The following is a 14,137-nucleotide window of genomic DNA, read 5'->3' as shown; positions in this document are numbered from 1 at the left end:
TCAGTCCAGGGCGTTGCGGCAGGCCGCGGCCATGGCCAGCGGGCTCAGGGCGACCGCCGCGGCGCTGTAGGCGAGCAGGAAAAGCAGCCCGCCCGTCCACGGCAGGCCGCCGGTCAGGGCGTCCAGCGCGCCGGCCCCGAAGATCACCGGCGGGGCGTAGAGCGGCAGGACGATGACCGCCACCAACAGGCCGCCGCGCTTGCTGCCCAGCGACAGGGCCGCGCCCAGGCCGCCCAGGAACGAGAAGGCCAGGCCTCCCGCCAGGGCGCAGACGAACAGCAGGGGCATGATCGCCGGCGAGGCGCCGAGGATCACCGCCGCGACGGGGGCCGCCAGGGCCAGGGGCGCGCCGGCCGCCAGCCAGTGAGCCAGGCATTTCGCCGCCGCGACCGCCTCCAGCGGGGCCGGGCCCAGCGCCAGAAGGTCGAGCGCGCCGTCCTCGAAGTCGCGCTCGAAGAGGCGCTCCAGGGAGAGCAGGGCGGCCAGGGCCAGGGCCAGCCAGGCGATGCCGGGGGCCAGGCTGGCCAACCGCTCGGGCGCGCGGCCGGCGGCCAGGGGCAGCAGGGTGACGACGCAGGCGTAGAAGGCCAGGGCCAGCAGCGGACCGCCGCCCCGGCCCCAGGCCAGGGCGAACTCGCGTCGGAAGAGGACGCCGAACCCCCTCATGCGCCGATCTCCACCTGGCGGGCGGGGACGGGCAGGGGGTCGTGCACGGCGGCCAGCACCATGCCGCCCCGGGCCAGGTGCTCGGCCATGATCGCGCCGAAGGCGGCGCGGTGGGCGGCGTCCAGCGGGGCCATCGGCTCGTCGAGCAGCCACAGGGGGCGGGGACTGGCCAGCAGGCGGGCCAGGGAGACGCGGCGGCGCTGGCCGGCCGACAGTCGGCGGACCTCCAGGTCGAGCAGGCGCGACAGCTCCAGCCGTTCGACCGCGGCGCGGGCCAAGGCCTCGGTCCCGCCGGTCCAGCGGGCCTGGAACAGCAGCTCCTCCCAGGCGGTGCGGGCGGTCTTCAGGCCGTCGTGGTGGCCGGCCAGGTGCAGGTGGTCGGCGCGGGCGGCCTCCGCCTCCAGTATCCGCCCTTCGGAGCCTTCGAAACCGATGGTTCCGGCCTGGGGGCGCAGCAGGCCCGCGACCGCCCGCAGCAGGCTGGTCTTGCCCGCGCCATTTCGCCCGGTGAGGGTGATTGCGTCACCGCTTTCGAGGTCCAGATCGAGCCCCGAGAACAGGGTCCGCTCGCCGCGCGAGAGGCTCAAACCCTTTATGCGAACGGCTCTCATCATTGGAAGTCCATGCACCGCGCATGGACGTTGTGGGTAACCGGCGCTAAGAAGCGCTCGGCCGTCACCCTCCGCTTAGGATGGGGCGTACGCGGCGCGAGGATGGACGCTGTGGGTCCGCCTCGATCGCGCGATCCCGGGAGTGGTTTTCCGGCGGCCGTGAACAGAGAAGGGATCCTTCCAAATGGCGTCTGTAGACAGCCTCAAAACCCGCCGCGAACTCGTCGTCGGCGGTAAGACCTACGTCTATTACAGCCTTCGCGCCGCCGAGGAAGCCGGTCTGGCCGGCACGGGCTCGCTGCCCGTCTCGATGAAGGTGCTGCTGGAAAACCTGCTGCGCTACGAAGACGGCGTCTCGGTCAACGAAGCCGACCTGAAGGCCGTCGCCAACTGGCTGGAAAACAAGGGCTCGGTCGAGCACGAGATCAGCTTCCGCCCGGCCCGCGTGCTGATGCAGGACTTCACCGGCGTTCCGGCCGTCGTCGACCTGGCCGCCATGCGCGACGCCATGGTCGCCCTGGGCGCCGACCCGGCCAAGATCAACCCGCTGAACCCCGTCGACCTGGTCATCGACCACTCGGTGATGGTCGACAACTTCGGTGACTCGAAGGCCTACGACGCCAACGTGAAGCGCGAATACGAGCGCAACATCGAGCGCTACCGCTTCCTGCGCTGGGGTTCGTCGGCGTTCAACAACTTCCGCGTCGTGCCCCCCGGCACCGGCATCTGCCACCAGGTGAACCTGGAATACCTGGCCCAGACCGTCTGGACCGCCATGGTCGACGGCGCCGAAGTCGCCTACCCCGACACCGTCGTCGGCACCGACAGCCACACCACGATGGTCAACGGCCTGTCGGTCCTGGGCTGGGGCGTCGGCGGCATCGAAGCCGAAGCCGCCATGCTGGGCCAGCCGATCCCGATGCTGATCCCGGAAGTCATCGGCTTCAAGCTGACCGGCGCCATGCCGGAAGGCGCGACGGCCACCGACCTGGTGCTCACCGTCACCCAGATGCTGCGCAAGAAGGGCGTGGTCGGCAAGTTCGTCGAATTCTACGGCGACGCCCTGGCCAACCTGACCCTGGAAGACCAGGCGACGATCGCCAACATGGCTCCGGAATACGGCGCCACCTGCGGCTTCTTCCCGATCTCGGCCGCCACCGTCGCCTTCCTGAAGGGCACCGGCCGCGACGCCGACCGCGTCGCCCTGGTGGAAGCCTACGCCAAGGAACAAGGCCTGTGGTGGGAGCCCGGCGTCGCCGAGCCGACCTTCACCGACAGCCTGGAGCTCGACCTCTCCACCGTCCTGCCGTCGCTGGCCGGTCCGAAGCGCCCGCAGGACCGCGTCCTGCTGTCGGACGCCTCGAGCAAGTTCGCCGAGTCGCTGGTCGGTGAGTTCGGCAAGGCCGAAAGCCCCGAGTTCCGCGCGCCGGTGGAAGGCGAGGACTTCGACGTCGGCCACGGCGACGTGGTGATCGCCGCCATCACCTCGTGCACCAACACGTCGAACCCCTCGGTCCTGATCGCCGCCGGCCTGCTGGCCAAGAACGCGGTCGCCAAGGGCCTGAAGGCCAAGCCGTGGGTGAAGACCTCGCTGGCCCCCGGCTCGCAGGTGGTCACCGACTACCTGGCCAAGGCCGGCCTGACCAAGCACCTCGACGCCCTGGGCTTCAACCTCGTGGGCTACGGCTGCACCACCTGCATCGGCAACTCGGGCCCGCTGCCGGAAAACATCAGCAAGACGATCAACGACAACGACCTGGTCGCCTGCTCGGTGCTGTCGGGCAACCGCAACTTCGAAGGCCGCGTGAACCCGGACGTGCGCGCCAACTACCTGGCCTCGCCGCCGCTGGTGGTGGCCTACGCCCTGGCCGGCTCGCTGAAGATCGACCTGAACACCCAGCCGATCGGCAAGGACAAGAAGGGCAACGACGTCTTCCTGCGCGACATCTGGCCGTCGAACGAAGACATCGCCGCCCTGCAGCGCAAGTCGATCAACGAGAAGATGTTCGCCAGCCGCTACGGCGACGTCTTCAAGGGCGACAAGAACTGGCAGGGCATCAAGGTGACTGGCGGCCAGACCTACGCCTGGGAAGGCGAGTCGACCTACGTCCAGAACCCGCCCTACTTCCCGAACATGTCGATGACCCCCGCTCCGGTCACCGACATCGTGGAAGCCCGCGTCCTGGCCGTGTTCGGCGACTCGATCACCACCGACCACATCAGCCCGGCCGGTTCGATCAAGACCTCGAGCCCGGCTGGCCAGTACCTGGTCAACCACGGCGTCGAGCCGATCGACTTCAACGGCTACGGCGCCCGCCGCGGCAACCACGAAGTCATGATGCGCGGCACCTTCGCCAACATCCGCATCCGCAACAAGATCACCCCGGAGATCGAAGGCGGCGTGACCAAGCACTTCCCCTCGGGCGAAGTGATGCCGATCTACGACGCGGCCATGAAGTACCAGGCCGAAGGCCGTCCGGCCGTCGTGTTCGCCGGCAAGGAATACGGCACCGGCTCGTCGCGTGACTGGGCCGCCAAGGGCACCAAGCTCCTGGGCGTTCGCGCGGTGATCACCGAGAGCTTCGAGCGCATCCACCGCTCGAACCTGGTCGGCATGGGCGTGCTGCCGCTGCAGTTCATCGCCGACGGCTGGCAGAAGCTGGAACTGACCGGCGAAGAGCTGGTCTCGATCCGTGGTCTGACGGATCTGGCCCCGCGCAAGCAGCTGATCGTCGAGCTCTACCGCCCGACCGACGGCCGCATCGCCCGCTTCCCGGTGCGCTGCCGCATCGATACGCCGACCGAACTCGAGTACTTCAAGAACGGCGGCGTCCTGAACTACGTGCTGCGTAACCTGGCCAAGGCCGACTAAGCAGCGCGCCGTACAGGCTACGAATACGAGACGGCCGGCCCCAAAGGGGCCGGCCGTTTTCGTTTGTCCGACGGTCCGTCGGGTCGCCGACATCGTTGTCGTGCGGATTCCGGGCGCCGAAGCGGCCATTTCACGGCCTCGTGAGCGGCGACGCAGTGCTTTCTTGGCTTAAGTGCGCCGCACATGCGTACGGCCTTGATCTCTTTTGTCTCCCTCGTCCTGACGAGCCTCGTCGCCGCCCCGGCCGCGGCCAAGTCGCCCGTGCTGGTCGAGCTGTTCACCGCCCAGGGCTGCTCGTCCTGCGGCAAGGCCAACCAGGCGGCGGCCGAGCTGGCCGAGCGCGACGACGTGCTGGCCCTGACCTATTCGGTCGACTACTGGGACTATCTGGGCTGGAAGGACACCTTCGCCAAGCCGGCCTTCGTCGAGCGCCAGCGCGCCTATGCCAAGGCCTTCATGCTGCGCGACGTGCCCACGCCCCAGGTGGTGGTGGCCGGCAAGGTCCAGGCGTCGGGCGCCAAGGCCGAGACCGTCGAGAAGCTGATCGACGGCGCCCACCTGCCGCCCGCGCCGGACATGGAGTTCGTCGGGACCAACCGCGTCGCCATCGGCTCGGGCGCCTCGCCGCGCGGCGGGGCAGAGGTGTGGCTGGTGCGGTTCGACCCGCGCAAGCAGGAGATCGCCGTCAAGCGCGGCGACAACCGCGGCCAGACCATCGTCCACCGCAACGTGGTGCGCGAGATCGTCAAGATCGGCGCCTGGACGGGCCGTCCGAAGATGTACCGCCTGCCGACCCTGACCAAGGACGACGACCTGGCCACCGCCATCATCGTCCAGGGCGCCAAGGGCGGCCGGGTGCTGGGCGTGCTGCCGCCCGGCGGCAAGAGCCGCTAGAGCGGACCTCCATCGGCTTTTCCGAATAGGCCGAAACCCCGTGAATTTCATTCGTCATCCCGGAAAGCCCGCAGGGCTTGTCCGGGACCCAGGGGCCAGGCGCACAGCGGCGGCCCTGGGTCCCGCCTCTACGGCCCGCTACGCGGCCCTTCGGCCGGGATGACGGCTGCAGTGACCCTCCAGGCAAAAGAAACCCCGCCTCGCCTTAGGGGATGATCGGCGAAGCGGGGTCTTTAGGGGGAGGGGATAGAAGATACGCGCCGGCCGAACGGTGCGCCCGCGAGCCGAGGGGCTGGAGGGGCTGTTCAGGATCCCGGACCGCGAGGCGTTCCGATCGACCGACCATCAGACTATCGAGGACCCCCGCGGCCGACGAAGGGCGCGATCAGGGTTCTTTCGCGACGGGGTGGGGCGCCTCTGTGGCGATCTTTGCAGTTCCGAAAGCCGCCTGAGGCGGCCTGGATCCCAGATGCGAAAAGCCCGCGTGGGAGGGGTTTCCACGCGAGCTCTGCAGTTAAGAGAGGGGTTCTCTTGATTTGGTCTGTCGGCCGACCGGCCCGCGATCGAGGGGGGCTGGGGGGGCTGTTCAGGATCCAGGACCGTGGGGTGTCCGATCAGCCGACACTGACTTTTTGGCTGGGGAAGCGGGCGGGCGAACGACCGAAACAAGGTCATTTCGTGGCCTGGTCCAGCTTGGCTTTTCGCTTCGCCGAACGATGTTGCCGATTTGCGACGCTCGCTTAGCGGGCTGATTTGGGGTTAGGATTCGCGGCGATGGCCCTGGATGTTTCCCCTCCCGTCGGCGGCGTCGTGTTCTTCGAGCGGCGCGAGATCGACCAGCTCCTGCGCCTCTACGGCCGGATGGTCGCGGCCGGCGAGTGGCGCGACTACGGCATGGGCGGCGCGGCCGACCACGCGGCCTTCTCGATCTTCCGCCATGCCGCCGAGGCGCCGCTGTACCGCGTCGAGAAGTGGCCGGAGCTGGCCCGCAAGCAGGGCCAGTGGCTGGTGCGCGGCCAGGGCGGCATGGTGCTCAAGCGCGGTCACGAGCTGGCCCAGGTGCTGCGGCTGTTCGACAAGGGCAGGTTCAAGGTCGTCGACTGAGGTGGCGAGCGCCCACGAAAAAGCCCCGGCGGAGCGATCCGCCGGGGCTTCGTCGTTTCGGCCTGGAGGCCGCCTTAGCGGCGGTCGCCCAGGAAGAACAGCAGGAAGCGGAACAGGTTGATGAAGTCCAGGTACAGGTTCAGCGCGCCGTAGTTGGTGGCCACCGACTTGGCGGCCGCGTCGCCGCCGACCTGGTAGTAGGTCATCTTCAGGTTCTGCGTGTCGTAGGCGATCAGGCCGGCGAAGATCAGCACGCCGATGGCGTTGATCGCGAACACCAGCGGGCCCGACGGCAAGAAGATCGACACGATCGAGGCCAGGATCAGGCCCACCAGACCGATGATCAGGAAGCTGCCGAAGCCGGTCAGGTCCTTCTTGGTGGTGTAGCCGAACAGGCTGAGCGCGCCGAAGGCGGTGGCCGTGATCAGGAAGGTCGAGGCCACGCTGCCGCCGGTGTACATCAGCACCACGGTGCCGAGCGACGCGCCGATCAGCGACACGATCGACCAGTAGATCACGCCCGCGGTGCGCGGGTTGATCGACTTCATCACGAAGCTCGAGAACAGCAGGATGCCCAGCGGCGCGAAGGCGATGACCATGCCCAGCAGGGTGTAGCCGACGCGGTTGCCGTTCACCTGGAACAGCAGGTCGCGCACGGGCGGGAACGAGCTGGTCGTCCAGGCGAGGGCGGCCGACAGGAGCAGGCCCAGCGCCACCTTGTTGTAGACGCCGAGCATGAAGCTGCGCAGCCCGGCGTCAACCGACATGTCGACGCGATCCGCCGGGATCGTGCGCGCATAGTCGCGGTTGAAGTCGTTCATCGAAAGAAACCCTTATTTCAACGTCCCCGGGGGGACACGTGTGAAATATCGGATCGAATGGCGCTCTACGCAAGGCTTCGCGTGGGAAGACGAGGGGCGCGCGAATGTATCAAAGTATGTCTGGGCGACCGAAGTTCGGGTTCGCCTCGGCGGCGTGACGTCCTAAATAGGACCGCAAAGCCAAGCAGGGGACTTCATGGACTACGTCGAACTCGGCCGAACCGGCATCCAGGTCTCGCGATGCTGCCTGGGCACCATGACCTGGGGCTCTCAGAACAGCGAGGAGGAGGCCCACGCCCAGATGGACTACGCGCTGGGTCGCGGGGTCACCTTCTGGGACACGGCCGAGATGTACGCCAGCCCGCCCACGGCCGAGACGCAAGGGCGCACAGAGCGCTACATCGGCAGCTGGCTGGCCAGGACGGGCAAGCGCAAGGACATCGTCCTGGCCTCGAAGGTGGCCGGCCGGGGCTCGGCGTTCGGCGGCCTGCCGTGGATGCGCGCCGACGGCGCCAGCACCCGCCAGACCAGGGCCCAGATCGACGAGGCGGTCGAAGGCTCGCTCAAGCGCCTCCAGACCGACTATCTCGACCTCTACCAGCTGCACTGGCCCGACCGCGCCGTGCGGGTGTTCGGCGGCCAGACCTACAAGGACTACGACGACGACTACGAGCGCTTCGGCGACATCCTCGAGGCGCTGGACGTCCACGTGAAGAAGGGCTCGATCCGCGCGCTCGGCGTTTCCAACGAGTTCCCGTGGGGCGTGATGAAGTTCCTGGCCGAAAGCGAGGCCAAAGGTCTGCCGCGCATCGCCTCGATCCAGAACGCCTACCACCTGGCCAACCGGGTGTTCGAGTACGGCCTGGCCGAGGTGGCCATGCGCGAGCAGGTGGGCCTGCTGGCCTATTCGCCGCTCGCCCAGGGCCAGCTGACCGGCAAGTACCTGGGCGGAAACCTGCCCGAGGGCTCGCGCAAGGCGCTCTATAACCGCATGCAGCGCTACGAGGGGCCCGGCGCGATCGAGGCGTTCACGGCCTATGTGGATCTGGCCCGCCAGAACGGCCTGGACCCGGCCCAACTGGCGCTGAAGTTCGTCGACGCCCGCCCGTTCGTCACCGCCACGATCATCGGCGCGACCAGCATGGCGCAGCTGAAGACCGACATCGACGCCTTCGATCTGGAATGGACCGAGGAGCTGGAGAAGGCCGTCAACGCCATCCACGCCGCGCGGCCGAATCCTTGCCCGTGATCCAAAGATGCTCCCCCTGAAGGGGGAGCTGTCGCGGAGCGACTGAGGGGGAAGTACCTGTGAGGCGGAAACGGCTTCGGATTCAGAAGTCTCTTCCCCCTCCGGCCCTTCGGGCCACCTCCCCCTTCAGGGGGAGGGTCTCTAAACCACCCCCCGCGCCTTCAGCTCCGCCACCTTCTCCGCCGTCATCCCCGCCACCTGCGTCAGCACCGCCTGCGTGTGCTCGCCCAGCGTCGGCCCGGGCCAGCGGACGCCGCCGGGGGTGTCGGTGAGGCGGGGGAAGGCGTTCTGCATCTTCACCTGGCCGAACACCGGGTGGGGCACGCTGACGATCGACTCGCGGGCCTGGAACTGCGGGTCGGCCAGCATCTCGGGGGCGCGATAGATCCGGCCGGTGGCCAGGCCCGCCTGCTCCAGCCTCGGCAGCAGGTCGTCGATGTCCTGGTCCAGGGTCCAGGCGGCGATGCGGGCGTCCAGTTCGCCCTGGTTGACGCCTCGGGCGGCGTGGTCGCGATAGCGGGGATCCTCGGCCAGGTCTGGCCGGCCCATCAGCTCGCACAGCCGCTTGAACAGGGTGTCCTGGTTGGCGCCGATCAGCACGAGCTCGCCGCTCCTGGTCGGATAGACGTTGGACGGGGCGATGCCGGGCAGCACCGCGCCCGAGCGTTCGCGGATGTAGCCGGTCAGGTCGTATTCCGTGATCAGGTTCTCCATCACCGTCAGCACGCTTTCGTAGATCGCCGCGTCGACGACCTGGCCCTTGCCCGTGGCGTGGCGGGCGTGCAGGGCCATCATCACCCCGAGCGCGGCGTTCAGGCCCGACAGGCTGTCGCCGATCGAGATGCCCGCCCGCGCCGGATTGCGGTCGGGCTCGCCGGTGATGTGGCGAAGGCCGCCCATGGCCTCGCCGACCAGGGCGTAGCCGGCCCGCTTGGCGTAGGGGCCGGTCTGGCCGAAGCCCGAGACGCGGGCCATCACCAGGCCGGGATTGGTCCTGGCCAGTTCCTCATAGCCCAGGCCCCATTTTTCCAGGGTGCCGGGCCGGAAGTTCTCGACCACCACGTCGGCGGTGGCGATCAGCTCGCGGGCGATGGCGCGGCCCTCGTCGGTGCGCAGGTCGACGGTCACCGATTTCTTGTTGCGGCCGATCACCGGCCACCAGGGCGACAGGCCCTTGGGCTTGGAGCGCCCCCACTGGCGCATCGGGTCGCCGGTCTTCGGATCTTCCAGCTTGATGACTTCGGCGCCGAAGTCGCCCAGCACCTGGCCGCAGAACGGGCCCGCGATCAGCTGGCCCATCTCGATCACGCGGACGCCCGCCAACGGCCCTTGGGTCATTTTGTTCCTCTACCCGATCACGGAACCATCACGCGGCCGTGAGGCTTTCTTCGCCATGACGGCGGCGCGTGAAGCTGCCGCTTCTTCCTTAGAAAAACACGTAGGGAAAGAAAGCCATGACCCGCAAGCTTCTCATCGTCGGCGCCGCCTTCGCCGCTCTCAGCATCGCCGCCTGCGGCCAGAAGACCGACGAAACCAAGGGCGCGGCCACCCCGGCCGAACAGGCCGCCACGCCCGACGCCAATCCGTCGGCCACGGTGCCGACGCCCGCCAACGAAGCGGCCGCGCCGGACTTCGTCGCCAAGGCCGCCGCCAGCGACATGTTCGAGATCGAGGCCGCCAAGGTGGCGCTCAAGCGCTCGACCAACGCCGACGTGAAAAAGTTCGCCCAGGCGATGATCGACGCCCACACCGCCACCAGCGCCGCGCTGAAGGCCGCCGTCGCCGCCTCCGGCGCGACGATCACCATCCCGACCGCCCTGCCCGAAGACCTGCAGGGCGACCTGGACGACCTGAACAAGGCCGACGCCAAGGACTTCGACAAGAAGTACGCCGACGACCAGGTCGACGCCCACCAGGCCGCGCTGAACCTGCTGCAGCGCTACGCCCAGGACGGCGACGTGGCCGCCATCAAGACCTTCGCCGCCGAGACCGCGCCCAAGGTTCAGGAGCACCTGAACATGGCCGAGGGCCTGAAGAACGGCATGAAGTAAGGCTCGCAAGAGCCGCACATGGAAAACCCCCGGCCGCAAGGCCGGGGGTTTTTCTTTTGTCGTCTCTCTAAAGCTCGTCATCCCGGCCGGACGCCCGCGAAAGCGGGCGGGAGAGCCGGGACCCAGGAGCCGCCGCGCTGCGTCGGCGACCGCCTGGGCGGCAAGGCCGATCCCGAGTCCAGTCCCCTGGGTCCCGGACAAGCGCTGCGCGCCTTCCGGGATGACGGGGAGTGGGGCGGCGGGTCTACAGCCCCTCAGTCCGCCGCCTTCACGACGTTGTCGTCGCCGTTGCGGTCGATGACGATGTTGTAGGGGTCGACGCCGGCGAAGCGCGGGGCGACTGGCGTGACGAAGGTCAGCGTCTGGGTTCCGCCGCGGATCGGACGGCGCTCCATCGCCACGACGTCCTTCTGGGCGAAGCCCTTCTTGCCCGGCTCGGCCGTGAACAGGCCCACGTCCAGCACCTCGTTCAGAGGCGCGTCCGTCTCCTTGCCGCGGCCGTCGGCGTACATCTTCTTGGCCTCGACCACGAGCTTGACGTCGAACCGGCCGTCGGCCCGCTTCTTCACCGTCGCGCTCTTGGTCTTGAGGTCGTAGAGCGTGATCTTCTCGAAGAGGTCGGTGACCAGGGCCTGCTTGTCGGGGCCGACCTCGGCGCGCAGGGCGGTCAGGAAGTCGAGCGTGGTCGGGTAGGGCGCGCCCTTGAAGCCGTGGTCGGCGATCAGCTTGCGCAGAACGCGGTTGACCGTCGCCTCGCCCACCTCGTGCTGCAGCCGGTACATGACCAGCGAGCCCTTGCGATAGTGGATGTAGCCCTGGTTCTCGACCCGGGCCAGCGGCTGTTCCTCGAGCACGTCGCCGCCGCGCGCGCGCAGGTAGCTGTTGAGCTCGAACTTCAGGAACTTGCGGATCTGGGCCTCGCCGTACTTCCGCTTCATGACCATCAGCGCCGAGTACTGGGCGAAGGTCTCCGACAGCATGGTCGAGCCCTGCTGGTCGGCCCCCAGCACCTGGTGGGCCCACCACTGGTGGCCGATCTCGTGGGCGCCGACATAGGTGACCATGTCGATCTTCTCGGGATCGCGGTAGTCGGCGATGAAGAACATGCTTTCCGACCAGGGGATCGTGCCGGCGAAGGCCTGGGCGAAGTCGGCGTAGGCAGGGAATTCCTGGAAGCGCAGCTGCTTGAACTGATAGGGGCTGAACTCAGCCTGGTAGTAGTCGAGCGAGGCCTTCATCGCCCCGCGCATGCGGTCGATGTTCCAGGCGTGCTGCGGATCGTAATAGACCGCCAGGTCGATGCCCTTGTAGGTCTCGCGCGAGACCGCGTAGCGGGCCGACTGGATCGACAGGAACGGCAGGATCGGCGCGTCGGCGACGAAGCGCACGGTGCGGCGCTCCTGGTGTCCCGAGGTCCACACCCGCTCCGACGCCTTGCTGCCCGGCGCGACCGGGGTCTGGTCGGCGTCGGTGGTGACGGTGATGTCGGAGGCGACGAAGTCGGCGTCCTTGCGCAGGCCGTTGAACTGTCGGCTGGCCACGTCGCCCAGCTTGGCCATCCGCAGTTCGGGCGGCAGGCCGTACTTGCGGCGCTTGGCGCGGTCCTGCAGCAAACCATCGCGGCTCATGCCCAGGATCGGCGCGATCTCCATGTTGTTGAGGAACGTGCCGTTGGCGACCACGCGGGTCTCGGCGCCGTTGTTCTTGAAGCCCTTCTGGCTGCGCTCGGTGATGAAGCTCATCCGGCGCGTTTCGCCCGGCGCCATCGGGGTGTCGAAGGCGAAGATCCGGTAGTTGAAGCGCTCGAAGGTCTGCTTGGGCCGCGCGCCCTCGATCGACAGGGCGCGGACGACGAGGTCGCGGTCGAAGCGGACGTGGATCTCCTTGAGCGGCGCGCCGGTCTTGTTCTGGAAGGTGTAGGCCCCGCGGGTCACCGCCCGGGGCTCGCAGGGATAGAGGTCGACGTCCAGCTTCATGCCGGTGATCTTGGGCTGGGGCGCGTTCTCGTAGCGCAGCAGGGCCTTTTCGAGATCGGCGGTCCAGCGCTCGTCGTCGAGGTTGGTGCGGTATTCGTTCCAGACGTTGGTGTTGACGTAGATGAAGCCGCCCAGGCCCGCGAAGGCCAGGAACACGACGCCGAACACCAGGCCGCTTCCGCCACGCAGGCGGTGAGGCAGGCGGCGCAGGCGCGGCGCCAGCCGGGTCTCGGTCCCCCGCCGCCACAGGGCGTAGCACAGCACCGCCAGCAGAACGGCGAAGGCGCTCCAGTAGGCGCGGAACCACCAGGCCCCGATCCAGAACGATCCCAGGCGGTTCATGTCGGAGAACGGCGTCCCCGGCGAGCCGCCGTAGTTGTAGAGGTTGTGCTGGAAGCCGAGGTTCGAGAACGTCACCTGGGTGACGACGTAGACCACCATCAGGCCCCAGCCGACGAACTTGTGCGGGCTCAGCACCTGCAGGAACACGGCCAGCACGGCCAGCAGGATCCAGTCGACGGCCTGGGGCAGGACGTACCATAGCAGGTACTTGTCGAGCTCCAGCCGGAAGTAGCCGTGGCCGATCTGGCTGACCACGCCGGCCACGACGCTGACCAGCAGGGTCGACAGCAGCACAAGGGCGATGGCGGCGATCTTCGGGGCGGTGAAGGCCCAGTCGCCGACCGGCGTGGAGTCGATGATCTCGTGGGTGCGGCGCTCGCGCTCGCGCCAGACCAGTTCGCCCGCGTAGTAGATGGCGATGATCATCGGGATCAGGCTGAACGAGCCCAGCAGCGGCGCCAGCAGGGCGCGTGTCACCGGATATATCTGGCCGCCATACCCATCCGCATCGGTGGCGAACCACAGCGAGCCGGCGGCGTTGAACAGGCCCAGCGCCAGCAGCACGAAGAAGGCCGGGCTCTTGAACACCTGGCCCATGTCGAGCCGCGTGCGGGCGACGAACTGGGTCCAGGCCGTGGCGGCGTCGTGGCGCGGCGCGGGAAGCGGGCGCGGGGCCGGCGGGGCGATCTCCACCGGCTGCGCCTGCTTGGACTTGGGCTTGTCGCCTTTGCGGCCGGCCAGCTCCGCCGACTGGAAGCGGAACAGGCCGTAGGCGGCCGCCAGCAGTCCGCCGGCCAGCACGATCACGAACACGCGGTTGAACAGCAGGGCGCCGGTCAGGGCCGGGGTGAGAGTGTTGCGCTCGTTGGCGGTCCAGTACTTGGTCGCCAGGCTGAAGGCGCCGGTGCCCAGCGGCTCCCACAGGGCCGCGCCCTGCTCGAATTCGGGCTTGTCCAGCGCGATGCCGGCCACCACCCACAACACCAGGAAGCCGATGACGCCGACATAGGTCCACATCATCGAACGGGTGACCGTGGCCAGGGCGAAGAACAGCGCCGAGGTCAGCAGCAGGGTCGGCAGGGCCAGCACGAAATAGGCGTAGAGGTAGGCGTTCAGCAGGTTGGGGCCCAGCTTCTCCGGGTCGATCCACGGCATGAACGAGCCGATCAGCATGGCCAGCGGCACGGCCAGGAACGAGATCGCGGCGGCCAGGAAGGCCCCGGCAAAGCGGCCGTAGAGATAGTCGAACTTGCGGATCCGGGTGGTGCGCAGGATCGGGCCATAGCCCGTCTCGTCGTCGCGCACGATGACGTTGGCCACGAAGGCCGTCGTCACGAACATGTAGAAGATCGACAGGATCAGGTGGGTCTGGGCGATCGCGAAGGGCGCGTTCTTGTGGATCGTGCCGCCGCCGCCGATGCTGATCTGCTCGATGGTCACCGACCCGAAGGTCAGCAGGAAGAACAGGACCGCGACCACCCAGAACACCGGGGAGCGCAGCTGGTAGCGGAGCTCGAAGCTCGCGATCTTGCCGAACATGACGCTCGCCCC

10 protein-coding genes and 1 pseudogene are annotated in these 14,137 nt (G+C 68.2%); 6 read left to right on the top strand and 5 right to left on the bottom strand.

Annotation, left to right across the window (positions count from 1 at the left end; genetic code table 11):
- Entirely contained in the window at positions 1–666 is a 666-nt protein-coding gene (gene ccmB / locus C1707_RS05405) for a heme exporter protein CcmB (protein ID WP_101715251.1), read from the bottom strand.
- Positions 663–1,280: a heme ABC exporter ATP-binding protein CcmA gene (gene ccmA, locus C1707_RS05400; RefSeq protein ID WP_101715252.1), complete on the bottom strand. Its 618-nt coding sequence runs from the start codon at positions 1,278–1,280 to the stop codon at positions 663–665. Before ccmA ends, ccmB begins: the two co-directional genes overlap by 4 nt.
- A 181-nt stretch (positions 1,281–1,461) precedes the next feature.
- Here ccmA and acnA point away from each other — a divergent pair, with 181 nt between their 5' ends.
- The 3 genes from acnA (at position 1,462) to C1707_RS05385 (ending at position 6,147) form a co-directional block, all read left to right on the top strand.
- Complete coding sequence (gene acnA / locus C1707_RS05395; protein ID WP_101715253.1) at positions 1,462–4,149, top strand: aconitate hydratase AcnA; 2,688 nt, start codon at positions 1,462–1,464, stop codon at positions 4,147–4,149.
- Positions 4,150–4,332: 183 nt separating this feature from the next.
- Positions 4,333–5,043, top strand: a complete 711-nt coding sequence (locus tag C1707_RS05390) for a DUF1223 domain-containing protein (RefSeq protein ID WP_101715254.1) — start codon at positions 4,333–4,335, stop codon at positions 5,041–5,043.
- 774 nt (positions 5,044–5,817) lie between these two features.
- Positions 5,818–6,147, top strand: coding sequence for a DUF2794 domain-containing protein (locus C1707_RS05385; protein WP_101715256.1), 330 nt, complete (start codon positions 5,818–5,820; stop codon positions 6,145–6,147).
- A 74-nt stretch (positions 6,148–6,221) separates the two neighbouring features.
- On the opposite strand, the gene C1707_RS05380 is transcribed toward C1707_RS05385, so the two are convergent.
- Positions 6,222–6,968 (bottom strand): Bax inhibitor-1/YccA family protein, encoded by a 747-nt coding sequence (locus tag C1707_RS05380; RefSeq protein WP_101715257.1) that lies wholly within the window; start codon positions 6,966–6,968, stop codon positions 6,222–6,224.
- A 196-nt stretch (positions 6,969–7,164) separates the two neighbouring features.
- Here C1707_RS05380 and C1707_RS05375 point away from each other — a divergent pair, with 196 nt between their 5' ends.
- Positions 7,165–8,217 carry an aldo/keto reductase gene (locus tag C1707_RS05375; RefSeq protein WP_101715258.1) on the top strand — a complete coding sequence of 351 codons (1,053 nt, stop codon included), beginning with the start codon at positions 7,165–7,167 and terminating at the stop codon, positions 8,215–8,217.
- A gap of 141 nt (positions 8,218–8,358) precedes the next feature.
- Here C1707_RS05375 and C1707_RS05370 read toward each other — a convergent pair whose 3' ends face one another.
- Positions 8,359–9,555, bottom strand: coding sequence for a CaiB/BaiF CoA transferase family protein (locus tag C1707_RS05370; protein ID WP_101715259.1), 1,197 nt, complete (start codon positions 9,553–9,555; stop codon positions 8,359–8,361).
- Between the two features lie 116 nt (positions 9,556–9,671).
- Between C1707_RS05370 and C1707_RS05365 the strand changes: the two genes are divergently transcribed.
- Together C1707_RS05365 and C1707_RS27120 are read left to right on the top strand one after the other, a co-directional pair.
- A complete protein-coding gene (locus tag C1707_RS05365) occupies positions 9,672–10,268 on the top strand; it encodes a DUF4142 domain-containing protein (RefSeq protein WP_101715260.1) in 597 nt (198 codons plus the stop codon).
- Between the two features lie 101 nt (positions 10,269–10,369).
- A pseudogene (locus C1707_RS27120) lies at positions 10,370–10,493 on the top strand (hypothetical protein); the annotation flags it as partial.
- A 29-nt stretch (positions 10,494–10,522) separates the two neighbouring features.
- On the opposite strand, the gene C1707_RS05360 reads toward C1707_RS27120, so the two are convergent.
- On the bottom strand, positions 10,523–14,125 hold the full coding sequence (locus C1707_RS05360) for an ABC transporter permease/M1 family aminopeptidase (protein ID WP_101715261.1): 3,603 nt from the start codon (positions 14,123–14,125) through the stop codon (positions 10,523–10,525).
- Positions 14,126–14,137: the final 12 nt, after the last annotated feature.

It is taken from the genome of Caulobacter flavus (genome assembly GCF_003722335.1).
GTDB lineage: Bacteria > Pseudomonadota > Alphaproteobacteria > Caulobacterales > Caulobacteraceae > Caulobacter > Caulobacter flavus.
Note: the sequence above shows the minus strand (reverse complement) of the source record. Positions and strands in the feature narration are given on the sequence as shown.